Origin of the sequence: Lysinibacillus sp. BPa_S21 (assembly GCF_023337795.1) — a bacterium.
In the GTDB taxonomy this organism is placed as follows: Bacteria; Bacillota; Bacilli; order Bacillales_A; family Planococcaceae; genus Lysinibacillus.
On the sequence record NZ_JALIRS010000011.1, the window covers coordinates 1 to 25555 of the forward strand.

General features: G+C 39.6%; 22 protein-coding genes, 1 rRNA gene and 1 riboswitch. Of the genes, 22 read left to right on the forward strand and 1 reads right to left on the reverse strand.

Annotated features, from left to right (window positions below):
- From rrf to purD, 15 genes are all read left to right on the forward strand, one after another.
- Positions 1 to 75: ribosomal RNA gene (gene rrf / locus MOK21_RS24065) — 5S ribosomal RNA — on the forward strand; the annotation flags it as partial.
- 116 nt (positions 76 to 191) lie between these two features.
- On the forward strand, positions 192 to 461 hold the full coding sequence (locus MOK21_RS18550) for a hypothetical protein (RefSeq protein WP_249075443.1): 270 nt from the start codon (positions 192 to 194) through the stop codon (positions 459 to 461).
- Positions 462 to 950: 489 nt separating this feature from the next.
- On the forward strand, positions 951 to 1145 hold the full coding sequence (locus MOK21_RS18555) for an NETI motif-containing protein (protein WP_249075444.1): 195 nt from the start codon (positions 951 to 953) through the stop codon (positions 1143 to 1145).
- Between the two features lie 93 nt (positions 1146 to 1238).
- Positions 1239 to 1337, forward strand: a riboswitch (purine riboswitch).
- 206 nt (positions 1338 to 1543) lie between these two features.
- Positions 1544 to 2032 carry a 5-(carboxyamino)imidazole ribonucleotide mutase gene (gene purE, locus MOK21_RS18560; RefSeq protein WP_249075445.1) on the forward strand — a complete coding sequence of 163 codons (489 nt, stop codon included), beginning with the start codon at positions 1544 to 1546 and terminating at the stop codon, positions 2030 to 2032.
- Complete coding sequence (gene purK, locus MOK21_RS18565) at positions 2029 to 3153, forward strand: 5-(carboxyamino)imidazole ribonucleotide synthase (protein WP_249075446.1); 1125 nt, start codon at positions 2029 to 2031, stop codon at positions 3151 to 3153. Before purE ends, purK begins: the two co-directional genes overlap by 4 nt.
- 13 nt (positions 3154 to 3166) lie before the next feature.
- The gene (gene purB / locus MOK21_RS18570) at positions 3167 to 4462 is read left to right on the forward strand and encodes an adenylosuccinate lyase (protein WP_249075447.1); all 1296 of its coding nucleotides are present in this window, start codon (positions 3167 to 3169) and stop codon (positions 4460 to 4462) included.
- A gap of 112 nt (positions 4463 to 4574) precedes the next feature.
- Positions 4575 to 5285: a phosphoribosylaminoimidazolesuccinocarboxamide synthase gene (gene purC / locus MOK21_RS18575; protein WP_249075448.1), complete on the forward strand. Its 711-nt coding sequence runs from the start codon at positions 4575 to 4577 to the stop codon at positions 5283 to 5285.
- Positions 5286 to 5287: 2 nt separating this feature from the next.
- Positions 5288 to 5536 (forward strand): phosphoribosylformylglycinamidine synthase subunit PurS, encoded by a 249-nt coding sequence (gene purS / locus MOK21_RS18580; RefSeq protein WP_068986390.1) that lies wholly within the window; start codon positions 5288 to 5290, stop codon positions 5534 to 5536.
- A 2-nt stretch (positions 5537 to 5538) separates the two neighbouring features.
- Positions 5539 to 6222 (forward strand): phosphoribosylformylglycinamidine synthase subunit PurQ, encoded by a 684-nt coding sequence (gene purQ, locus MOK21_RS18585; protein WP_249075449.1) that lies wholly within the window; start codon positions 5539 to 5541, stop codon positions 6220 to 6222.
- Positions 6209 to 8443, forward strand: coding sequence for a phosphoribosylformylglycinamidine synthase subunit PurL (gene purL / locus MOK21_RS18590; protein WP_249075450.1), 2235 nt, complete (start codon positions 6209 to 6211; stop codon positions 8441 to 8443). Before purQ ends, purL begins: the two co-directional genes overlap by 14 nt.
- Complete coding sequence (gene purF, locus MOK21_RS18595) at positions 8419 to 9843, forward strand: amidophosphoribosyltransferase (protein ID WP_249075451.1); 1425 nt, start codon at positions 8419 to 8421, stop codon at positions 9841 to 9843. Before purL ends, purF begins: the two co-directional genes overlap by 25 nt.
- 74 nt (positions 9844 to 9917) lie before the next feature.
- Entirely contained in the window at positions 9918 to 10973 is a 1056-nt protein-coding gene (purM, locus tag MOK21_RS18600; RefSeq protein WP_249075452.1) for a phosphoribosylformylglycinamidine cyclo-ligase, read from the forward strand.
- Entirely contained in the window at positions 10973 to 11542 is a 570-nt protein-coding gene (gene purN / locus MOK21_RS18605; RefSeq protein WP_249075453.1) for a phosphoribosylglycinamide formyltransferase, read from the forward strand. Before purM ends, purN begins: the two co-directional genes overlap by 1 nt.
- Before the next feature lie 382 nt (positions 11543 to 11924).
- Positions 11925 to 13451, forward strand: coding sequence for a bifunctional phosphoribosylaminoimidazolecarboxamide formyltransferase/IMP cyclohydrolase (gene purH / locus MOK21_RS18610; RefSeq protein WP_249075454.1), 1527 nt, complete (start codon positions 11925 to 11927; stop codon positions 13449 to 13451).
- Positions 13452 to 13519: 68 nt separating this feature from the next.
- On the forward strand, positions 13520 to 14776 hold the full coding sequence (gene purD, locus MOK21_RS18615; RefSeq protein ID WP_249075455.1) for a phosphoribosylamine--glycine ligase: 1257 nt from the start codon (positions 13520 to 13522) through the stop codon (positions 14774 to 14776).
- A gap of 398 nt (positions 14777 to 15174) precedes the next feature.
- On the opposite strand, the gene MOK21_RS18620 is transcribed toward purD, so the two are convergent.
- Positions 15175 to 15627 (reverse strand): YgaP-like transmembrane domain, encoded by a 453-nt coding sequence (locus MOK21_RS18620; protein ID WP_249075456.1) that lies wholly within the window; start codon positions 15625 to 15627, stop codon positions 15175 to 15177.
- Positions 15628 to 15827: 200 nt separating this feature from the next.
- On the opposite strand from MOK21_RS18620, the gene MOK21_RS18625 reads away from it, so the two are divergent.
- From MOK21_RS18625 to MOK21_RS18655, 7 genes are all read left to right on the forward strand, one after another.
- Positions 15828 to 17549, forward strand: coding sequence for an adenine deaminase C-terminal domain-containing protein (locus MOK21_RS18625; RefSeq protein WP_249075457.1), 1722 nt, complete (start codon positions 15828 to 15830; stop codon positions 17547 to 17549).
- Positions 17550 to 17615: 66 nt separating this feature from the next.
- Entirely contained in the window at positions 17616 to 18671 is a 1056-nt protein-coding gene (locus tag MOK21_RS18630; protein WP_249075458.1) for a DUF3048 domain-containing protein, read from the forward strand.
- 15 nt (positions 18672 to 18686) lie between these two features.
- Positions 18687 to 19007 carry a YerC/YecD family TrpR-related protein gene (locus tag MOK21_RS18635; RefSeq protein ID WP_004225717.1) on the forward strand — a complete coding sequence of 107 codons (321 nt, stop codon included), beginning with the start codon at positions 18687 to 18689 and terminating at the stop codon, positions 19005 to 19007.
- A gap of 110 nt (positions 19008 to 19117) precedes the next feature.
- A complete protein-coding gene (gene pcrB / locus MOK21_RS18640) occupies positions 19118 to 19807 on the forward strand; it encodes a heptaprenylglyceryl phosphate synthase (protein ID WP_249075459.1) in 690 nt (229 codons plus the stop codon).
- 39 nt (positions 19808 to 19846) lie between these two features.
- A complete protein-coding gene (gene pcrA / locus MOK21_RS18645; RefSeq protein WP_249075460.1) occupies positions 19847 to 22099 on the forward strand; it encodes a DNA helicase PcrA in 2253 nt (750 codons plus the stop codon).
- A 14-nt stretch (positions 22100 to 22113) separates the two neighbouring features.
- Positions 22114 to 24120, forward strand: coding sequence for an NAD-dependent DNA ligase LigA (gene ligA, locus MOK21_RS18650; RefSeq protein WP_249075461.1), 2007 nt, complete (start codon positions 22114 to 22116; stop codon positions 24118 to 24120).
- A gap of 298 nt (positions 24121 to 24418) precedes the next feature.
- Entirely contained in the window at positions 24419 to 25552 is a 1134-nt protein-coding gene (locus MOK21_RS18655; protein WP_249075462.1) for a CamS family sex pheromone protein, read from the forward strand.
- The last annotated feature ends 3 nt before the right edge of the window (positions 25553 to 25555 follow it).

Here is a 25555-nt window from a genome sequence, read left to right on the forward strand (position 1 = left end):
GAACACGGAAGTTAAGCTCTTTAGCGCCGATGGTAGTTGGGGGCTTCCCCCTGTGAGAGTAGGACGTCGCTAGGCACCTGAAAAAGTCGAGGATTTATTCCTCGGCTTTTTTTATTTTATAGAAAAATAAAAAAATGGTACAATTGCCTAACCATATACATGATGGTCGTTGATTAATGGGGGAATTAAAAATGAGGCGTAATCTCTTTTCTACTATATCCATCATATCCTTCTTGATTACATTTTTAATGTTTGGCTATGATACATCAAAATGGTATGGTATTTTTTTTAATTTCCTTTGCGAGCTAAGTATTTTTACGCCATTTGTATTAGGAGGACTAGGAATAATTAGCGCAATTTTTGGCTTAAAAGGTGATATCCGTATGGTCTTGATTGTGCTCAATGCTTTTTTAATGATCCTATTCCTTGGTGCATATTTAATGGGAATCTTCGGGTTTTAAAATCCTTAATAAAGAACTGCAGCGTTTATATTTTTCTGCAGTTCTTTTAATATGTCTTCGATTTGTAACAATAAGATATAATTCCTTTTTAGCTTCTTCAGAAAGAAGTTAAAACTTCCGCTAATGTCACGGAATCGGAAAGGCGTTCGCATAGGATTTTAGGCTAACTGACCTGCATCCTGTTGCTGTTTCGTCTTCGTACAGAAAAAAACGTGATGTTGTTGCTACTACCCTTTCACACAGACAAAACACATTGCCGCTGTCGCTACGCTTTCGCGCAAACGAAACACATTGCTGCTGCTTCGTAAGCACTACGTTTTTGCGCAAAAAACATTTGTTGTCCAATGCCCCAGGAAAGCACCCAGACGGAACGGAAATTAACCTCACGCTATGTGAAAAATATTTTATTAATAAATCATAGATATAAAAGGTATAATGAAACTCAAATGAAGAAAAAATTTTGGATATAAGATCGAAAGGAAGAAAGATTTGGGAAAAAAGCAAATTTGGTATGAAGTAGAAGAAAACGAGACAATTGAAGATTGTTTGGCAAGAATGCGTCGAGATGGTTATATGGCAGTGGGAAGAAAAGAAGAACCGATTTTCCACTTAGTCAATGGAGAACCAACGTATTTACGTCAAAAAATACAATTCAAAGCCATGTTATGGCAAGAATTCGAGTAAATTTGACCGAAATCCGAACGTTTATAAATAGCTAAAATAAAATGTTCGCATTTTTGCATTGACGATAGAGGAATGACTTGTTAAAATGTGAGAAGGAAAAACAAATAAATCCCACATATATGCTAGAGGATTGGCTCTAGTGTCTCTACCCAGCACCGTAAATGCTGGACTATGCGGGAAAGCACTTTTGGCATGTTACGGGAAGGTGTATGTGCAGAAATGTACATTTGCATATTCTTTTCATAATAAGTCCTCAAGTAAGCTGCTTTCACGTGTATGGTAGGGAGTAGTTTATTTGGGGACTTTCTTTGTTATAAAAGAATTGTAGTAGCTATATGAGGAATAGAGGCTTGCACAATATTAGATCATTTTTCTAACGTTAAAAAGGAGCGACAATCATGAATCCGAAAATCGGTGTCATTATGGGGAGTTCAAGTGACTGGGAAACAATGAAACATGCATGTGATATTTTAGATGAATTACAAGTACCGTACGAGAAAAAGGTTGTGTCTGCACATCGTACTCCAGATTTAATGTTCGAGTATGCAGAATCAGCACGTGAGCGAGGTATTCAAGTTATTATTGCTGGTGCAGGTGGAGCTGCGCATTTACCTGGAATGGTAGCAGCTAAAACAACGCTACCGGTAATCGGTGTACCTGTGCAATCCCGTGCTCTTAACGGTCTTGATTCTTTATTATCAATCGTTCAAATGCCTGGTGGTGTACCTGTAGCAACAGTAGCGATTGGCAAAGCGGGAGCGACAAATGCAGGTTTGCTAGCAGCGCAAATTTTATCGACAACAGATGCACAGCTTGCAAAAAAATTAGATGCTCGACGTGAAGCCACAAAACAACAAGTACTGGAAAGCACAGGTGACTTAGTGTGACAAAGATAATTTATCCAGGGCAGATGATAGGCATTATCGGGGGAGGGCAACTTGGCCGTATGATGGCACTTGCTGCTAAAGAGGCAGGCTTTAAAGTTGCCGTTCTTGAACCATCAATGGATTCACCATGTGGACAGGTTGCGGATGTACGTATTGTAGCACCATATGATGATGAAGCAGCTTTAGAGGAGCTTGCAGAGGTTAGTGATGTTATAACGTATGAGTTTGAAAATATCGATTATGATGGCTTAAAACGTTTAACACAAATGGCTTACGTTCCACAAGGAGCAGAGCTTGTACGCATCACACAGAACCGTGTGACTGAGAAAGAAGCAATTGTGAATGCAGGTTGTCCAGTAGCCCCTTATTTGGTTGTAAATACATATGAAGAATTACTAGCCAATATCGATAGGATTGGTTATCCTTGTATAGTCAAAACAGCAAGAGGTGGTTACGATGGCAAGGGGCAGCAGCTTTTAAAATCTGCCGAAGACCTATCGTTGGCAAAGGAGCTTTTCTCTCATTCGCAATGTATTGTTGAGGGATTTGTGCCTTTCGCTAAAGAGGTGTCCGTCATTGTCCAAAGAAACGGTAATGGTGAATCATATTGTCAGCCAGTTGGAGAAAATATTCATGTGCATCATATTTTACATGAAACGATTGTTCCAGCTCGTATAAAAGAGGAAACAGCAAAAGCTGCAGAGCGTGAAGCAAGAAAAATTGCTGACTACTTGGATTTAGTAGGGACATTAGCTGTAGAAATGTTTGTGTTAGAAGATGGTGGAATTGTTATTAATGAATTAGCACCAAGACCTCATAATTCAGGTCACTATTCAATAGAAGCATGTAATGTTTCACAGTTCCATCAGCATATACGCGCTGTTTGTGGTTGGCCATTACGTAAACCACAACTTTGGGCACCATCTATAATGGTTAATGTTTTAGGGCAGCATGTCATGCCACTTAGTAACTCAATTGCTAAATATCCTGAATGGTCTATACATCTTTATGGGAAAGCTGAAGCTAAGGTGAACCGTAAGATGGGCCACGTAACGATTATGACAAAAAACTTAGAGGAAACACTACAACAAATCGAGAGTTCTGGCATTTGGTCAGAATAGAAGGAGAAACGCAATGATCGAACGTTACACAAGACCCGAAATGGGCGCAATTTGGACAGAACAAAATAAATATCAAGCTTGGCTAGAAGTTGAAATTTTAGCATGTGAAGCTTGGGCAGAAATTGGAGACATTCCGAAAGAGGATGTAGCTAAAATTCGTGAAAATGCTTCATTTGACGTTAATCGTATTTTAGAGATTGAAAAAGAAACACGTCATGATGTAGTTGCATTTACTCGTGCCGTTTCTGAAACACTTGGTGAAGAGCGCAAATGGGTACACTATGGTTTAACTTCTACGGACGTAGTTGATACAGCCCTTTCTTATTTGATTAAACAAGCGAATGATATTTTACGTAAAGACATCGTGAATTTCATTGATATTATTGCTGCTAAAGCGAAAGAGCATAAGCATACAGTTATGATGGGACGTACACATGGTGTTCATGCTGAGCCAACAACTTTCGGTTTAAAACTAGGTTTATGGTATGAAGAAATGAAGCGTAACCTAGAACGCTTTGATGCAGCGGCAAAAGTAATTGAAACAGGAAAAATGTCTGGAGCAGTTGGAACATATGCCAATATTGACCCTCGAGTTGAGCAATATGTATGCGATAAATTAGGACTTACAGCGTCTCCTATTTCAACACAAACCTTACAACGTGATCGCCATGCTCAATATTTAGGAGCGTTGGCATTAATCGCAACTTCAATAGAGAAATTTGCAACAGAGATTCGTGGCTTGCAAAAATCTGAAACACGTGAAGTTGAGGAAGCATTTGCAAAAGGACAAAAAGGCTCGTCAGCGATGCCTCATAAACGTAATCCAATCGGATCTGAAAACATGGTTGGTATGTCACGATTAATGCGTGGCTATATGGTAACAGCTTATGAAAACGTAGCATTATGGCATGAGCGTGATATTTCACATTCATCTGCTGAGCGCGTTATTTTACCGGATGCAACGATTACACTTAACTATATGTTAAATCGCTTCGGTAACATTGTGAAAAACTTAACAGTATTCCCTGAAAACATGAAACGTAATATGGGTCGCACTTTTGGTCTAATTTACTCTCAACGTATCTTATTAGCACTTATCGATAAAGGGTTAGTGCGTGAGGAAGCGTATGATACAGTACAACCTTTAGCGATGCAGGCGTGGGACGAGCAAGTTCAGTTCCGTACGTTAGTCGATGCAAGTGAAAAAATTACATCGTATTTAACGAAAGAAGAGCTAGATGAGTGCTTTGACTACAACTACCATTTACAGCATGTAGATATGATTTTTGAACGTCTTGGACTTAACTAAGCTAAATTGATGGAATAGAGTCACTAGCGGATGTTGCAGAATTGAATCGTATACGTACGATTCAATTCTGAACAATACGCGTGTATTTCATAATATCAGGGGGAGTAACGAAATGACTGAAGGTCAACTTTTGTATGAAGGTAAAGCAAAAAAATTGTATACAACAGAGGAACCAAATGTGTTACTCGTTGAATACAAGGATAGTGCAACAGCGTTTAATGGTGAGAAAAAAGAAGAAATTGAAGGCAAAGGCATATTAAATAACCGCATCACTTCTGTAATTTTCGAAAAATTACAAGCAAACGGAATTGCGTCACATTTCGTAAAACAATTATCTGATACGCAACAGCTTGTGAAAAAGGTAGAGATTATTCCAATTGAGGTTGTTGTTCGTAATATAGCGGCAGGCAGCTTAGCGAAACGCCTTGGCTTAGAAGAAGGTACACCATTAAAACGTCCGATCGTTGAGTTTTATTTTAAAGACGATGAACTAGGCGATCCGCTCATTACGACGGAGCATATTGACGTACTTGATCTTGCAACACCAGAGGAAGTGACAGCCATTTATGAGGGTGCACTTGCAGTGAACAAAGTGTTGGAGCCTATATTTGCGGATGTCAACGTTACACTCATTGATTTTAAATTAGAGTTTGGACGTGACAATGACGGAAATGTACTACTGGCAGATGAAATCTCACCAGATACATGCAGACTTTGGGATGCAACTACAAAGCAAAAGTTAGACAAGGATGTCTTTCGTAGAGACCTTGGTAATTTAACTGAAGTTTATACTATTATACTTTCTAGACTCGGAGGCAAATAACAATGAAAAAAGTTAAAATTTACGTAACATTACGTGAGAGCATTCTTGATCCACAAGGTTCAGCAGTACAAGGTTCTTTAGTGAACATGGGTTACGCTGAAGTAGAAGATTTACGTATCGGTAAATATCTTGAACTAACTATTAAAGATACAGAACGTGATATTGATACTCTAGTAAAAGAAATGTGTGAAAAGGTTTTAACTAACGTTGTAATCGAAGACTATCGTTACGAAGTCGAGGAGGCTAACTAATCATGAAATTCGCAGTACTCGTTTTCCCTGGGTCAAACTGTGATATCGATATGTATCATGCGATTAAAGACGAGCTAGGTGAAGAAGTAGAATATGTATGGCATACAGCAACAGATTTAAGTGACTTTGATGGCATTTTAGTACCGGGAGGCTTCTCATATGGGGATTACCTTCGATGTGGTGCGATGGCAAACCAATCTAATATTATGGCAGAGGTCAAGAAGGCAGCAGATGCAGGTAAGCCAGTATTAGGCGTTTGTAATGGATTCCAAATATTAACTGAAGCGGGTTTGTTACCAGGTGCATTACTTCGTAACAAAAATTTGAAATTCATGTGCCGTACAATCCAACTTAAAGTTGAAAACAATAATACCTTATTCACAAACCAATATGAGCAAGGTCAAATGATCAATATTCCAATTGCGCATGGTGAAGGTAACTACTACTGTGACGAGGAAACTTTACAACAATTAAAAGATAACAATCAAATCGTGTTTACATACTCAGGCGAAAATCCAAACGGTTCTTTAGAAGATATCGCAGGGATTATAAACGAGCGCGGCAATGTACTAGGTATGATGCCTCACCCAGAGCGAGCTGTTGATGCACTGGTGGGCGGAGCAGACGGTCTAGCAGTATTTAAATCAATTGTGAAGCAGTGGAGGGAAAATCATGTCAACAACTAAGTTTGAGCCAACAGCACAGCAAATTAAAGATCAGAAGTTATACGCTGGTATGGGGATGTCAGACGAAGAATTTGCAATGGTAGAAGGTATTATTGGACGTCTTCCGAACTGGACAGAGACGGGTCTTTTCTCGGTAATGTGGTCTGAGCACTGCTCATACAAAAATTCAAAACCAGTGTTACGTAAATTCCCTACTAAGGGTCCACAAGTTTTACAAGGTCCAGGTGAAGGTGCTGGTATCGTCGATATTGGTGATGAACAAGCCGTTGTATTTAAAATGGAATCCCATAACCACCCTTCAGCAATTGAACCTTATCAAGGTGCTGCTACAGGTGTTGGTGGTATTATCCGCGATGTTTTCTCAATGGGAGCACGTCCAATTGCGATGCTGAACTCACTCCGCTTTGGCGAATTAAAATCAGCGCGTGGAAAATATTTATTTGAAGAAGTCGTTGCTGGTATCGCAGGTTACGGTAACTGTATCGGAATTCCTACAGTAGGTGGCGAGATTCAATTCGATCCTTGTTATGAAGGCAATCCACTAGTGAATGCAATGTGTGTAGGTTTAATTGATCACAAAGATATTCAACGTGGAATCGCAGCTGGTGTAGGAAATACAGTCATGTATGTTGGCGCTAAAACAGGTCGTGACGGAATCCATGGTGCAACATTTGCATCTGAGGAGTTAACAGAAGAATCTGATAACCAACGTCCAGCAGTACAAGTAGGAGATCCATTTATGGAGAAACTTTTACTTGAAGCATGTTTAGAAGTTGTAAAATCTGACGCTCTAGTAGGTATTCAAGATATGGGTGCAGCTGGTCTTACTTCTTCATCAGCAGAAATGGCTTCTAAGGCTGGCTCTGGTGTAGAAATGAACTTAGATTTAGTACCTCAACGTGAGACAGGCATGACAGCCTATGAAATGATGTTATCTGAATCTCAGGAGCGTATGTTACTTGTTGTGAAAAAAGGTCGCGAAGATGAAATTAAAGCGATTTTCGATAAATATGATTTAGATGCGGTGGCAATTGGTCGCGTGACGGATGATAAAATGCTACGCCTTTTACATAATGGTGAAGTTGTAGCTGAAGTACCTGCTGATGCACTTGCAGAAGATGCACCAGTTTATCACAAGCCATCAGCAGAACCTGCTTACTACGCTGAATTCCAGGCGATGGAAAATACAGAACCAGAGGTAACTGATTACAAAGAAACATTAAATGCACTTTTAAAAGCGCCAACAGTTGCTTCAAAAGAGTGGGTTTACGATCAATATGATTATCAAGTACGTACATCAACAGTCGTTGCACCAGGTTCTGATGCAGCCGTTATCCGCGTACGTGGTACGAACAAAGGATTAGCGATGACTACTGATTGTAACTCTCGTTATATTTTCCTAGATCCAGAGGTAGGCGGTGCCATTGCAGTAGCTGAGGCAGCCCGTAACATCGTAGCAACTGGAGGTACACCATTAGCGATTACTGACTGCCTAAACTTTGGTAATCCTGAGAAACCAGAAATCTTCTGGCAAATTGAAAAATCAGCTGATGGTATTTCAGCGGCTTGTACTGCACTGAATTCACCAGTAATCGGTGGTAACGTATCTCTTTATAATGAGCGTTCTGGTGAAGCGGTTTACCCAACACCAACCATCGGTATGGTGGGACTAATTGAAGATTTAGCACATGTGACAACTCAAGAAGTAAAAGCTAGTGGGGATGTAGTATTTGTGATCGGTGATACAAACACTGAATTCGGTGGCTCGGAGCTTCAAAAATTAGTAAACAACGGGGTTATTTCAGGGAAAGCACCAGCTATTGATCTACAGATTGAAGCTGCACGTCAACAAGCTTTACTTACAGCAATTAAAGCAGGAATCGTACAATCTGCACATGATGTAGCAGAAGGTGGTCTTGCGGTGGCGCTTGCCGAAACAACATTTGGCGCTAATGGTTTAGGTCTTGATGTGACATTAACAGGCTCTGCTACAACAGCATTATTCAGTGAAACACAATCTCGCTTCGTTGTAACAGTGAAAGAAGAAAATGCAGCTGCATTTGTAGAAATTGTAAAAGACGCAAAGAAAATTGGTGTCGTAACAAACGATGCGCTTGTTAAAATCAACGGTGACAACGGTGTGCTTGTAGAAGGTACAGTGGAGGAATTCCGTTCTAATTGGAAAGGAGCAATCCCATGCTTGCTGAACTCAGAGGCTTAAACGAAGAATGTGGGGTGTTTGGTATTTGGGGCAACCCGAATCCAGCACACCTTAGTTATTACGGGCTTCATGCTCTTCAACACCGTGGCCAAGAAGGCGCTGGAATCGTCGTTTCTGACGGCCAGCATCTTCGCGCGGTGAAAGGCGAAGGACTAGTTAATGATGTTTTCAACGAAGAGAAATTAAAGGCAGTGGACGGAAAAGCAGCAATTGCCCATGTCCGTTATACGACTGCTGGAGGAGGCGGTATTGAAAATGTACAGCCGTTATTATTCCACTCGTCAACTGGTAGCCTTTCAATTGCTCATAACGGTAATTTAGTCAATGCAACGCACTTAAAACAGTACTTAGAGCGCCAAGGTAGTATTTTCCATTCTAGCTCCGATACTGAAGTACTAGCACATCTTATTAAGAAAAGCTCGCATTCACCATTCCGTGCAAAGGTGAAAAATGCCCTCTCGTTATTAAAGGGTGCTTACTCGTTCTTAATTATGACTAAAGATGAAATGCTTGTCGCACGTGATCCACATGGTTTACGTCCATTATCTCTTGGAAAGCTAGGAGATGGTTGGGTTGTTGCCTCTGAAACTTGTGCATTTGATTTAATAGGTGCAGAATTTGTTCGATCTGTTGAACCGGGTGAATTATTAATTATTAACGATGAAGGTGTAAAATCTGATCGTTTTGTAGAAATGGATAAACGTGCAATGTGCGCGATGGAGTATGTTTATTTAGCACGACCTGATTCTGATATTGATGGTATTAACGTCCACATGGCTCGTAAGCGTATGGGCAAACAGCTTGCTCGTGAATGTGCACATATTGAAGCTGACGTTGTAACAGGTGTCCCTGACTCAAGTATTTCAGCAGCAATCGGCTTTGCAGAGGAAAGCGGTATTCCGTATGAGCTAGGTCTTATAAAAAACCGTTATGTAGGTCGTACATTTATCCAACCGACACAGGAATTACGTGAACGCGGTGTGAAAATGAAACTTTCTCCAGTTGTTCAAGTTGTCAAAGGTAAACGAGTAGTGATGGTGGACGATTCAATCGTTCGCGGTACAACTTCAAGACGTATTGTAAAAATGTTAAAAGATGCAGGAGCAACTGAAGTGCATGTTGTGATTTCTTCACCACCGATGACGGATCCTTGCTATTACGGGATTGATACTTCAACACATGAAGAATTGATTGCATCTAGTCACAGTGTAGATGAAATCCGCGATGCTATAGGAGCAGATTCATTAACATTCCTTTCAGTTGAAGGCATGGTAGAGACGATTGCTAGACCATATGAAGATGAAAATCGCGGATTATGCTTAGCATGCTTTACGGGTAAATATCCAACAGAAATTTTCCCAGATACGATTTTACCACATGAAAAAGAACTATTACGTTAAGAAAAACATCTAAACACAACTAGTAATGATGGCACATGTGCCAAGTCGATTTGGATGATAAGGAGGAACTCTGCGTGTCAAAAGCATATGAACAAGCAGGTGTAAATATTGAAGCAGGCTACGAAGCCGTAAAACGAATGAAGTCTCACGTTGAACGAACAAACCGTCTAGGTGTGATGGGTACGTTTGGTGGTTTTGGCGGTATGTTTGACTTGTCAGAACTAAATCTTAAGGAACCTGTTCTTATTTCAGGTACAGATGGTGTTGGGACAAAGCTAAAGCTAGCGTTTATGGTGGACAAGCACGACACGATTGGTGTGGACTGTGTAGCGATGTGTGTCAATGATATCGTAGCGCAAGGTGCGGAACCATTGTACTTTTTAGATTATGTAGCCCTTGGCAAGGCAGAGCCAGCGAAAATTGAGCAAATTGTAAAGGGAGTTGCAGATGGCTGTGTGCAATCTGGTGCGGCATTAATCGGTGGAGAAACTGCAGAGATGCCTGGTCTTTACGAAGAAGATGAGTATGATTTAGCTGGTTTTGCAGTAGGAGCCTGTGAAAAATCAGCCATCGTAACAGGTGAGCAAATCGTAGAGGGTGACGTACTTGTTGGGATTGCTTCTAGTGGGGTGCATTCAAACGGGTACTCATTAGTTCGAAAAATTGTCTTTGCGGATAATCATTACGCAGTTGATTCGATTGTGGAAGGCTACGAGGATCTTGGTCCTATCGGAGAAGCCTTGTTAGTGCCAACAAAATTATATGCAAAACCTGTACTTGCAGCTTTAAAAGCAGCAAACGTTCATGGCTGTGCACATGTAACTGGCGGCGGCTTTTATGAAAACCTACCACGTATGATGCCTAAAGGTTTAGCAACTGAAATTGACTTAGGTTCTTGGCCGGTCTTACGCATTTTTGAGTTTTTAAAAGAAAAAGGACAGTTAGAAGACAAGGATTTATATAATGTCTTTAACATGGGTATTGGCTTCGTGTTAGCTGTACCTGCAGATGCAGTAGATAAAGTGCTTGCTACAGTAGAAGCAAATGGTGAAAAAGCATACAAAATTGGTCGCGTTGTGAAAGGCGAGGGCGTTGTATTCAATGGCTCACATGATGGGAGTTTAGTGTAATGACTGCTCCAACTAAAATTGCCGTTTTTGCTTCAGGCAGCGGCAGTAACTTTCAAGCTATTCAAGAGGCCATTGAACGTGGCGAACTACATGGAAAGATCGAACTTGTTGTGACAGACAAACCTAGCGCATTTGTAGTGACACGTGCTGAGAACTATAGTATTCCAGTGCTAGCTTTAAGTCCAAAAGAGTTTTCATCAAAGGCAGATTACGAGACTGCTATTATTGAGGCTCTTCATGAACGTCATGTAGAATGGATTGTCCTTGCAGGTTATATGCGCTTAATTAGTGAAGTATTGCTAGCGGCATACCCACAGCGCATCGTGAATATTCACCCTTCACTATTACCGGCTTTCCCTGGTAAGGATGCCATTGGTCAAGCAATGGAACATGGCGTTAAGATAACGGGGGTAACAGTCCATTTTGTAGATGAAGGTATGGACACAGGGCCTATTATTGCCCAATCGGCAGTTCAAGTTGTTGAAGGTGACCGTGAGGCAACAGAAACGGCCATTCATAAGGAAGAGCATGAACTATATACAAAAGCTTTACAGCAATTATTAAAGTAATTCAGTGGTGAGGAGTTAGGTCTTATGAAACAATACAGCCTAACTCTACTCTATCAATAATAGCAAGACATATTCGTGGCAAACACGATGAAAATTGGTTCATCACCAAAAGTTATGGATGACTTTTGTTAAAACGTCTACTATGTAAATAAGTTGATTGGAGTGGAGGCTGGGCGACTCCTTGGGGATTAGCGATAGGGGAACGAAGGCTAAGAGCATCACGTCCTGTGATAACGCCTTCGTGACCAACATCCTGTTGCCCCGACGCCCCCAGGAAGCTCTGCTCTGCGCGAAAGCGAAGCGTCAGCTACAAAGCGCCCAGCAGGAACGGAAATCAACCACACGTTTTAGTGATGATTCTAAAAATTAGGAGGATTTTGTTGTGACAAAACGTGCATTAATTAGTGTTTCCAATAAAGATGGTATTTTAGAATTTGCAAAGGAACTAGTAGTATTAGGTTATGAAATTTTATCAACTGGTGGTACGAAAAAAATGTTACAAGACAATAATGTTGCCGTAACAGCAGTAGATGAAGTAACTAAATTCCCTGAAATTTTAGATGGTCGTGTAAAAACTTTAAATCCAATGATTCACGGTGGACTATTAGGAAAGTTTGACGATGCGTCTCACCAAGCGCAAATGAATGAGCATGGAATTGAGCCAATTGAGATTGTTTGTGTCAATCTTTACCCATTTGTTGAAACAATTTCAAAGCCTAATGTAACATTGGATGATGCGATCGAAAATATCGATATCGGCGGTCCAACAATGTTACGTTCTGCAGCAAAAAACCATCAATATGTAACGGTAATTGTGGACAGCAATGACTATGCGAACGTATTAGAGGAACTTAAAGCTAATGGTGCAACGACAATTGAAACACGTCGTAAGTTAGCTGCAAAGGTTTTCCGTCACACAGCTGCTTATGATTCATATATATCAAACCACTTAACAGAAGAAGAGTTCCCAGAGAGCTTAACAATGACATATGAATTAAAACAAAACTTACGCTACGGTGAAAATCCTCATCAAAAAGCAGCGTTCTATCAAAAACGTCTAGGCTCGGATTTTTCATTAGCTTATGCTACGCAATTACATGGTAAAGAATTATCATACAACAATATTCAAGATGGGAATGCAGCATTACAGATTGTCAAAGAGTTTGAGATGCCTGCAGCAGTAGCTGTAAAGCACATGAACCCTTGTGGTGTTGGAACGGGCGCAACATTAGAAGAAGCGTTTGATAAAGCATACGAAGCAGATTCAACGTCTATTTTCGGTGGCATTATTGCTTTAAATATGGAAGTAAATGCAGCAACTGCTGAAAAACTAAGCCATATCTTTTTAGAAATTATCATTGCGCCTACTTTCTCTCAAGAAGCGCTTGATATTTTAACGAAGAAGAAAAATATTCGTTTATTAACAATTCCTTTCGAACAAGCAAAACAAGACAAATTCAATGTTGTATCAGTTGAAGGTGGACTTCTTGTACAAGAACCAGATCGCTACGGTTTTTCTAATGCAGATATTAAAGTAGTCACAGACCGTGAACCGACAGCACAGGAATGGGAGGCATTACAACTTGGCTGGGCAGTTGTGAAGCACGTTAAATCTAATGCTATCGTTGTAACAGATTCGCAAATGACTCTTGGAGTTGGAGCTGGTCAAATGAACCGTGTTGGCGCAGCTAAAATCGCCTTTGAGCAAGCTGGCGAAAAAGCACAAGGTGCAGCACTAGCATCAGATGCATTCTTCCCAATGAACGATACTGTAGAAGCAGCTGCAGCGGCAGGTATTACAGCCATTATTCAACCAGGTGGCTCTATCAGAGATCAGGATTCAATCGATAAAGCGAATGAATACGGCATTGCGATGGTATTCACTGGCGTACGTCATTTCAAACACTAAAATATCAAAAACTAGACCGAGATGTTGGCTCATCTCGGTCTTACGCACAAAGAGGAGGATTTCCTGAAATGAAAGTATTAGTTATTGGAAGCGGCGGTCGTGAGCATGCTATCGCCAAACAATTTAGTATTTCACCATCTGTTCATAAAGTATTTGTAGCACCTGGTAATGATGGTATGAAGGGCGATGCGGAAATCGTTGCTATTGATACGATGGATTTTGCTGGTCTTGCACAATTTGCAAAAGAAAATGCAATAGATTTAACATTTGTAGGGCCTGAGCAACCACTTGCTGAAGGCATAGTAGATTTCTTTACTGCTCGCGGATTACGAGCGTTTGGTCCAACAAAGATAGCAGCACAAATCGAAAGCAGTAAATCATACGCGAAAGATATTATGAATAAATATAATATCCCAACAGCGGCCCATGAAACGTTTACTGAAGCAGCCAAGGCTATAGCCTATATTAAGGAGCAAGGTGCGCCAATCGTTATCAAGGCAGATGGTTTGGCAGCTGGTAAAGGTGTAGTTGTCGCAATGACTGAAGATGAAGCGATTGAAGCTGTGGAGGATATGATTGGGAACCAACGTTTTGGTGAATCATCTTCTCGTGTTGTCATTGAAGAATTCCTGGACGGAGAAGAATTCTCCTTTATGTCCTTTGTCCATAAAGGTCAGATTTATCCAATGGTGATTGCTCAAGACCATAAGCGTGCGTATGATGGCGATAAAGGGCCAAACACAGGTGGGATGGGAGCTTATTCGCCAGTACCTCAAATTTCTCAAGAAGTAGTGGATATTGCCTATAAGACGATTGTTGAACCCACTGTGACAGGTATGGAGGCAGATGGTGTATCGTTTACAGGGATTTTATATGCAGGATTGATATTAACAAAAAGTGGCCCAAAAGTGATTGAGTTTAATGCACGCTTTGGAGATCCAGAGACACAAGTAGTTTTACCACGAATGGCATCCGATTTTGGTGCATTTATGACAGCCTTGATGGATGAAAAGCCATTTGATTTGCAATGGTCTGAAGAAGCGATGCTTGGTGTAGTTATTGCTGCAGAAGGTTATCCAGGGGACGTTGAAAAAGGACATGCATTACCTAACTTAGAGGCTCTATCATCTTCACACGCAGTATTCCATGCAGGTACAAAACTTGTTGATAAGAAGTATGTTGGGAATGGTGGCCGAGTTTTATTAGTTGGAGCAAAGGCATCTACTTTAAAAGAAGCACAAGAAAAAGTATACGCAGGCATTGCAACAGAAAAATGGGACAACTTCTTCTACCGTAAAGATATCGGCTGGCGTACGTTTAAGTAGTAGTTGAGTAAATGTTAGACGAAATTTGTTAAAATATATGCTATGTGTATAACTTGATTGAAGTACGATACGAGTGATTTATAGTAAATTTTGATCCATATTTTAATTTAGAGATGACCCTTTGTTAAAACGTATGCAATGCAATAGTTGATTGTAGTGGAGACTGGGCGACTCCTTGGGGATTAGCGTCACAGATGAGACCCTGGAGCGAGCAACGCGAGTGAAGCGGCTCATCGGACGCCCCCAGGAAAGCGCCCAGTCGGAACGGAAATCAACCTTACGCAATGGTGATGGTCACTATAATTAAATATATACTTTGAAACTTCTTATTGTTTTCAAACGTATGATTTAAAAGGGTGAGAGCCGTCTCAATAATACAATTGAGACGGCTCCTTTGACTAAGAAGGATTTTGTGCAGAACTTTTACTTTCTGAGGAATTTTGATTGGAAGTGCTGGCGTCAGATTGCTTTGATGTTGTTGCGTTTGATCCTGACGTAGTTCCAGATATAGCAGAGGAGAAATCCTTCATGAGTTTTTCGATTTGTTCAGATGACATAGAATTTTGGCCGCCGAGCATACTTTCCATAACAGAGTTGCCACTGCCACTGCTATTGCTATGGTTATTGCTGTTATTCATACCATTCTGCATATAGGAGCTCAGTAAGGCTTTAGTTGGGCAATATTTAAAGATACCCTCAGCCATTTTCATGGCACCAAATGCAATCATCAATCGACCTTTCGTACACTCAGGATTTCTTGAGATCTTAGCGATACCAAATGCCGTTAAACTTGCCCCCATGGCAAAACGACAAAAGGAATTTTTTTCGCTTAAATTCGTTTCTTGCATCATAATATTTCCTCCTTTAGTCATTGTGGAAAAAATAAAGCGGGGTGCACTTTGCTTTATGAAAGTGCTGTGTTACGATTGAAACAAGATGATTACATAAAGCACTAATTTTATGAAAAAAAGCGTTTATGCAGTAGTAGTATGTGATTTCAAGTAAGATTTACTCAATGAAATTTTACGTAATTTAGGAAGGGGCGAATAGAATGGATCCAGTATGGAAAATTACAGAATTACGTCAGCAAATAGCTGTTATTGATGGTAAAAAAGCACCGGATATAGTATTAAAAAATGCACGTTATTTACATAGCATGCTCAAACAGTGGATAGTAGGGAACATTTGGATTTTAGGGGATCGTATTGTCTATGCTGGTGATAGAATGCCTCCGTTATTAGATGGGACAGAGGTGGTTGATTGTACGCATAAAACAATTGTACCAGGATATATTGAGCCACATGTTCATCCGTTCCAGTTATACCATCCGCAATCTTTTGCTGATTTTTGTGGACAGCTAGGAACGACAACGTTCATTTCAGATAATTTAAGCTTCTTTTTATCTTTAGAAAATAAGAAAGCGTTTTCAATACTAGATAATTTGAAAAAGCTGCCGTTTTCATTTTATTGGTGGGCTCGTTTTGATTCGCAAACTGAAATGGAACAGGAGGAAGAAATTTTTTCAAACACGTCCATTTTAGAATGGCTAGAACGAGATGATGTTTTACTTGGAGGCGAATTAACGGGCTGGCCAAAGTTGTTACATGGTGATGACCAAATGCTCTATCGGATGCAAATGGCTAAAATCTATGGGAAAAAAATTGAAGGGCACTTCCCTGGTGCATCCGAACGAACTTTAGCACGTATGAAGCTACTTGGTGCAGATGGTGATCATGAAGCTATGACAGTGGAAGAAGTAGAGCGACGTATTATGCAAGGGTATGCTGTAACGCTGCGTCATTCTTCAATCCGCCCAGACTTACCACATTTATTAAAAGGAATAGTTGAAAAAGAGCTACCGATTTTTGATCATTTAATGATGACAACAGATGGCTCAACACCTTCTTTTCATGTGGATGGTGTGATGGATAAATGTATTCAAGTAGCATTAGATGCTGGTGTAGCACCAATAGATGCTTATCAAATGGCTTCTTATAATGTGGCACGATATTATAATATGTCCAACTTACATGGCTTTATCGCAACGGGTCGATTTGCCTCTCTTAATATTTTACAAGATGAATGGCATCCAGTTCCTGAGAGTGTATTATCGAAGGGTGTTTGGTTAAAACGCGACGGAGAGCGAGTGCAAAGACTTGCTGAAATTGATTATTCAGCTTTCCCTGCATTTGACTTAGATTTTTCGTTAACGTCTCATGATTTTCAATTCTCCATGCCTTTTGGCATTGAAATGGTGAATGATGTTATTACGAAACCCTACAACTCATTAATTACTAGAGAAGGGCAGCTTGCAGATCATGATGAATGTTATTTAATGCTCATTAATAGAGAGGGCAATTGGCATGTTAACACGATGATTAAAGGTTTTGCTACTAGTGTTCAAGGCTTTGCCTCCTCTTATTCGAACACAGGCGATATTTTACTGATCGGAAAAAATAAAGACGATATGTTCAAAGCCTTTGAAGAAATGAAGGCAATGCGTGGTGGTATTGTCCTTGTTGAAAAAGGAGAAGTAATTACTGCAATTCCTTTAACAATTGGCGGTCTTTTATATGATGGAGATGTTAAGGAGCTAGCAGAAAAAGAGAAGTTCTTAAAACTAGCATTAGCGGATCGTGGTTACCAATTAGGGGATGCAATTTATTCACTATTATTTTTACAATCTACACATTTACCATATATCCGTATAACGCCAAAAGGGATTTTTGATGTTATGAAGAATAAGTTATTATTACCAGCAGTGATGCGTTAGTTGAAGTTTCCCTACCGGTATAGCCACAGAAATTACAGTTGTAATGACTAAAGGAGAGTAATGCTTGTGTTCAAATCAAAGAAACTATTTATCGCCATGGCTTTTAGTACCTTGTTGATAGGAGGATGTTCCAAAGATTCATCGGAAGTGAAGGAAGATGATACGACCAAGGTTGACGATGGGACTGCAATTGAAGAGCCTGTACAAGAAGGAACGAAAGTTGCTCCGTTAACAGGTGAAGCTGTGAAGGAAGAAATTACGCAACGCCCAATTATTGTTACCATTAATAATCATCCGAAAGCACGTCCGCAATCGGGAATAGAAGCGGCAGATATCATTTATGAAATGCTGGCAGAAGGCGATGTTACGCGTTTATTAGCAGTTTATCAAAGTGAGCTGCCAGAAAATATAGGGCCTGTTCGTAGTGCTCGATCTTATTTTGTTGATCTTGCGAAAGGCTTTGATGCATTTTACGTAGCACATGGCTATAGTCCAGAGGCAAAATCGATGCTTACTAATCATGTAGTCGACAATATAAATGGTATGGATTATGATGGTACACTTTTTAAACGTTCAAAAGATCGTGTTGCTCCACATAACTCGTATATTACATCTGAAAATATAGTAGACGGAGCGAAAAAAGTGGGCGCTTCAATGAGTTACCGTGAAAAAGTACAAGAGGCTTTTTATGAACCCGATGAACGTGGTAAAATAGGCAATGAAACAAGTCGAGTTGACATTTACTACGGAAATAGTGAGTATTTCCATAATTCGTATTTATATGATAAGCAAAGTAATCGTTATGGACGACAATCGGCTGGCGTTGACACAAAGGATATGTTAACAGGTGACACATTATCATTTGCAAATGTTCTATTTTTTGAAATGAAACATCGAACTATTGATAATGAGGGGCGCCAAGAAATTGATTTAACTTCTGGTGGAAATGCGTATGTATTTCAAAATGGCTATATGAGGGAAGTTAAATGGGCTAATATTGATGGAATACCAATGGCTGTTGAAGAGTCTGGGGAGCTTGTGAAGCTAGTACCCGGGAAGTCTTGGGTTAATTTCGTACCAACTTCACCAGGATTAAAAGCAATGGTGAAAACGCAGCCTTAAAGGGAGGAAAATTGCATGCAAATCGAAAAAATTCGAGGGCATCAAACAGATCAATTATTTAAAGCAGTGTTAGAGCTGAAAGACATTGAAGAATGCTATAAATTTTTTGATGATTTATGTACGATTAGTGAAATTCAATCGCTGGCACAACGCTTTGAGGTTGCGCATTTATTACGTTTAAAGAAAACCTATGAATCCATTAAAAAGGAAACAGGTGCAAGTACAGCAACTATTTCGCGTGTACGTCGTTGTTTTGATTATGGGAATGATACTTATGATGAAATGTTAGGTCGTTTGTATCCAGATGAAAAGCCGTTTCAAGCACCAAAAGAATAGTAGGTAAAGAGGCTGGGTAGAGGTTCTGCTCAGTCTTTTTCATTTTTTTGTAGACAGTCATAAGCTATACTTGTAAACGAATAGATAGAAAATGATAGGTGGTAAAATAGATGGATTATTTAGAATGGAGACATGTGTTCAAGCTAGACCCAGCTAAAGATATTTCAGATGAAGCACTAGAAAAAATTTGTGAATCAGGTACAGATGTTATTATAGTTGGTGGAACTGACGGTGTAACTTTAGATGGTGTATTAGATTTACTTGTTCGTGTAAGACGCTTTGAAGTACCAATCGCGCTTGAAATTTCTTCGATTGATTCGGTAACACCCGGTTATGACTATTATTTCATTCCAACCGTGTTGAATAGTGATGATCCAAAGTGGATTAAAAATCTACACCACGAAGCCATTAAAGAATATGGAGATATTATGGTATGGGATGAATTAGTCGCTGAAGGTTATTGTATTTTAAATCCAAATTGTAAAGTAGCGCAAGTAACAAATGCAAAAACGGATATATCTATTGATGATGTTGTTGCCTACGCACGTATGGCTGAAAATTTCTTTAGACTACCTGTATTTTATGTCGAATATAGCGGTACTTATGGAGATATTGAGGTTGTAAGTGCTGTTAAAAATGAACTGAAAAATACTCGACTGTTTTACGGTGGAGGTATTACATCTGCTAAGCAAGCTGCGGAAATGGCAAAATATGCAGATACAGTAGTAGTGGGTAATATTATTTACGAAGATTTAAAAGCTGCACTTGCGACTGTTAAGGCTGTAAAAAATAATATATAATAAATCATATAAGAACAAATGTTTGTAAGGCGGTGCGAAATGGAGCAGTTAACGAAAAACTTATTAGCAGGTATGAACCCTGAGCAGGAAAATGCAGTTAAAACAACTGAAGGACCGCTTCTTATTATGGCGGGTGCTGGATCAGGGAAGACACGTGTATTGACACATCGTATAGCATACTTAGTAATCGAAAAAGAAGTATATCCATCAAAGATTTTAGCTATCACATTTACTAATAAAGCTGCACGTGAAATGCGAGAGCGTATAGATGGTATTCTCGGTAATGGAACTGGCGATAGTATGTGGGTATCAACATTCCACTCAATGTGTGTACGAATTTTACGACGCAATATCGATCAGCTTGGGATATCACGTAACTTTTCAATTTTAGATTCTACTGATCAGCTATCCGTTATTAAAAATGTGATGAAGGATGAAAATCTTGACACGAAGCGTTTTGAACCACGTGCGATTTTAAATGCGATTAGTTCAGCAAAAAACGAATGTAAAACTGCGGACGATTATGCAGGTCAAATGAATGAAAATAATCCTTATGAAAAAACAATTGCCCGTGTTTATAAAGGTTATGAAAAAAGACTACGCCGCAATCAGTCACTCGATTTTGATGATTTAATTATGACAACTATTACATTATTCAAGCGTGTACCAGAAGTGCTTGAATACTATCAAAATAAATTCCAATATATTCACGTAGATGAATATCAAGATACGAATAAATCCCAATATTTACTCGTTCAGTTGCTTGCTAAGAAATTTAAAAATATTTGTGTTGTAGGTGATTCAGACCAATCGATTTATCGTTGGCGTGGTGCAGATATTGGTAATATTCTTTCATTTGAAAAGGATTATCCAAATGCTAAAGTCATTATGCTTGAGCAAAATTATCGTTCAACAAAACGCATCCTACAAGCGGCAAATGACGTCATTCAAAATAATACAACACGTTATCCAAAAGAACTGCGTACAGAAAATGCCGATGGTGAAAAAATTGTATTGTACAAAGCTTATAACGAGCAAGAGGAAGCGCAATTCGTTGTTCAAACAATCCAACAGCTTATTCAAAAAGAAAATCGTTCATTTAATGACTTTGCGATACTATATCGTACAAATGCTCAGTCTCGTGTGATGGAGGAAGTACTTGTTAAGTCCAATATGGCTTATCAAATAGTTGGTGGTACTAAGTTCTATGATCGTAAAGAGATTAAGGATTTACTTGCCTACTTGCGCCTCATTGCCAATAATGATGATGATTTATCACTTGCGCGTATTATTAATGAGCCAAAGCGTAGTATAGGTGCAACCTCCTTTGAAAAAATGGCGCGCTATGCGATTGAACAAGATCGCTCTATTTTTGATGCCATGAACGATCTTGTATTCATGGGGCTTACAGGGAAGGCTGCTAATTCAGCCGAGCAATTTTATGCGATGATTAAAGGCTTTACAGAAATGCAAGAGTATTTATCGGTGACAGAAATTGTGGAGCAGGTCATTGATAAATCTGGTTATCGTGCAATGTTACAAAACGAAAAGACGATTGAAGCAGAAAGCCGCTTAGAAAATATTGAAGAATTTTTATCAGTAACAAAGGCTTTTGAAGAGCGTAGTGATGATAAGAGCTTAATTGCCTTTTTAACAGATCTAGCGCTAATTGCAGATATTGATGCACTTGATAAAGATGATGCATCGAAGGGTAATATTATTTTAATGACGATGCATGCCGCTAAGGGCTTAGAATTCCCTATCGTCTTTATCATTGGAATGGAGGAAAATATCTTCCCGCATTCTCGTTCACTAGATGATATGGATGAAATGGAAGAAGAACGTCGTCTAGCATATGTAGGTATAACTCGCGCAGAGGAACGTTTATATTTAACAAGTGCACAAAGTCGTACAATTTTTGGGCGTTCTAGCTATAATAATGTCTCACGTTTCTTAGGTGAAATTTCGGAGGATATTACAGAATCAATATCCAAAGGAGGTTCTAAGCCTGAAGTTCCGTTTGCTTCTAGTAATCGTTCGGCAGGTGGCTATCAAAAACGTACACTTGGAGCAATTCAGAAAACACAGCCTGCAACAGCTCGTTTACAAACAACTGGTGGAGACCAATTTGGCTGGAAGGCCGGAGACAAGGCGATCCATAAAAAATGGGGAACAGGTATGGTTGTTAGTGTAAAAGGTGAAGGTGATAGTACAGAGCTAGATATTGCCTTCCCACAACCTGTTGGTATTAAGCGATTACTAGCACAATTTGCACCTATTGAAAAAGGGTAAGCGGGGGAAATGAAATGAACGAAATTGAACAGCGCATTGCGGAGTTAAATAAATTATTGCACGAATACGGTCATGCCTATTACGTGCTGGATAAACCTGTCGTAGCAGATAGTGTTTATGACCAATTATTACATGAGCTTATTGCATTAGAGGAAGCAAATCCATCACTTATTTATCCAGATTCACCGACACAGCGTGTTGGTGGGGCTGTGGTAGAAGGCTTTAAAAAAGTGACGCACGATTACCCTATGCTCAGCCTATCAAATGCTTTTAATGAAGAAGACTTACGCGAATTTGACCGTAAAGTGCGTCAAGCAATCGGTGATAACTTTTCCTATGTTTGCGAGCTAAAAATTGATGGTCTTGCCATTTCATTAAAATACGAAAATGGCGTTTTTGTACAAGGAGCAACGCGAGGAGACGGTGTTGTAGGGGAAGATATTACAGCAAATTTAAAAACGATTCGAGCAATACCTCTTCGATTGAAGGAACCAATTACAATTGAAGTACGTGGCGAAGCGTATATGCCTAAAAAGTCATTTGAAAAATTGAATACCCTCCGTGCTGAAAATGAAGAAGAATTATTTGCTAATCCTAGAAATGCAGCTGCTGGCTCTTTACGCCAGTTAGATCCTAAAATAGCAGCAAGTCGTCAGCTATCAACCTTTATTTATGCAATTGGGGGAGATGGTGAGGCATACGGTATCGACGGTCATGCAGAGATGCTCGATTATTTAGAGGGTCTAGGTTTTCCATCGAACAAAGAGCGCCAACGCTGTTCAACGATTGAAGATGTACTAGCCTTTATCGAAAAATGGACAGAAAACCGTCCGAATTTAGCCTATGAAATTGACGGTATTGTTATTAAGGTGGATCGCTATGCGCAACAGGATGAGCTTGGTTATACAGCAAAGAGTCCACGTTGGGCAATTGCCTATAAGTTCCCTGCTGAGGAAGTAGTGACAACATTACTTGATATTGATTTAACGGTTGGGCGTACAGGCGTTGTTACACCAACGGCTATTTTATCGCCTGTACAAGTGGCAGGTACAACGGTTCAACGTGCATCATTACACAATGAGGATTTAATTCGAGAGAAAGATATTCGACTAGGAGATACAGTCATTATTCGAAAAGCAGGAGATATTATTCCACAAGTTGTAGGTGTCATACTGGAGCAGCGCCCAGAGGACTCAGTACCATATGAAATGCCTGAAAATTGTCCTGTTTGCGATAGTGAACTTATTCGTATCGAAGGAGAAGTGGCATTACGTTGTGTAAATCCTGCATGCTTTGCACAAATTGCAGAGAGCATTAAATATTTTGTATCACGAAATGCTATGAATATTGACGGTCTTGGCGATAAAGTCGTTGAGCAATTATTACGTGCAGATTTAATTCATGATGTCTCTGACTTGTACCACTTAACTGTAGAACAGCTTGTCGAGCTGGAGCGTATGGGAGAAAAGTCAGCGGCGAATTTAGTCAATGCTATTCAGGCTTCCAAGGAAAATTCGATGGAGCGTTTACTTATTGGATTAGGTATACGACATGTTGGTGAAAAAGCTGCAAAAATTGTTTCAGAGGAGTTTGGTACGATAGAAGCGGTGATGGCAGCAACAGAGGACCAACTAGTGGCGATTCATGAAATCGGCGATAAGATGGCTTCATCCCTTGTCGAATATTTCTCAAATGAGGATGCACGTGCAGTCATCGGGCGCCTTGCTGATGTAGGCGTCAATATGACGTATAAAGGTAAAAAAGTAGAGGTAGCTGTAGGGGATAATCCTTTTGCAGGTAAAACAATTGTATTAACTGGTAAACTTGAGCAATTGACACGTAACGAAGCAAAAGCGAAAATAGAAGAGTTAGGTGGTATTGTTACAGGTAGTGTCAGCAAAAAAACTGATCTTGTTATTGCAGGAGCAGATGCGGGATCTAAACTAACAAAAGCTGAGCAGTTAGGTATTGAAGTTTGGAATGAAGACAGCCTTGTCGAACAATTTAACCTCGCCAAATAATGAAAAATATAAAGTTCAACACCAAAAATTGTGACGGGGATGCATGGAGATTACTAATAGAGAAAAGAAGGCTTAGCTTCACCTGTGATAATGCCTTCGTGACCAACCACATCTTGGTACGACGCTCAGGAAAAGCGCCCGTCAGAGCGGAAATTAACCACATGTTATGGTGATGAGCCAAATATTATAGTAAAGTAAGATGAATTGTCCTAGCTTCTTGGTGGAAAGTAGAGGTATTTTAGAGGTCTCTTTCTACCAAGAGGTAGGTATGAAATTTCAGTAAAGGAGTATTAAAATAATGAAGTCATTTCGACTCATTCCAGCAATTGTCGCTGCTGCAATGCTAGTCGGCTGTGTGCCTTCTAAAGAGAAGGGAACAGAGCTTACACAGGATACGCAACAGGAAAAAGCGGAAACAACTATTATTCCAAGCTTACAGATTGATGAATCATATTATAGAACACTAACTCCTTACAAACCAAGTGCCAGCAGAGGATTAGTAGTTTCAAATGTTTTTACAAAATATGATATGAAGGAAGTTGAAACAGGTTTAATGCGTCTTTCTCAAAATGAGTTTGACACAGAAAACTACTTCTTCCAAGAGGGGCAGTATTTAGCGGAAAACACAGTGGGAAATTGGCTTTCACGTAGTTCACAAAAGAAGGAAGGTTTAAATCCCCCAACGACGGATTCAATGCCTGCAGAAGAACGTGCAACAAAGGCCCCAATTTATTTATCACATATTGTTGAGCAAAATTATTTAACAAAAACTAGTGATAACAAAGTAAAATTAGGCGGTATATCGATAGGCCTTTCCTTAAACTCTATTTATTACTACCAAAAAGAAAAATACGGAGATTATTTTGAGCAACCAATTCCGGAGTCAAAACTCGTTGAGCAAGGGAAGAAAATGGCCGCTGAAATTGTGTCCCGCCTAAGAAGTCGTGACGAATTGAAAGATATACCGATTGTAGTAGGCTTGTTTAAACAAAAAGCTCGCAATGACGTAATCCCAGGAACATACTTTACCTATGGCGTAGCAAAAGCAGGTCAAAACGATGTATCTGATTGGAAAGGGATTGACGAAGAGTATGTACTATTCCCAACGAGCGAAACACAGGATGTATACCGAGATGATAGTAAAAACTTTATGAATTTTAAGCTAGATGTAGATAAATACTTTTCTAACTATACTAGTGTAGTAGGAACGGGCTTCTATAAAAATAAATCAATTCAAAAGCTAACGATTGAAGTGCCAATCCAATTCTTCGGTAAGCTTGAAATTATAGGCTTTACTCAATATTTAACAGGTGCTCTTATCAAACGATTTGATAACATCAATGTTGAAGTAAGTATTACCTCAATCAATGGTCCGGAGGCATTAATCGTAAAGAATGCCAACGAAAAGGAACCATACGTCCATATCTATTAAAGT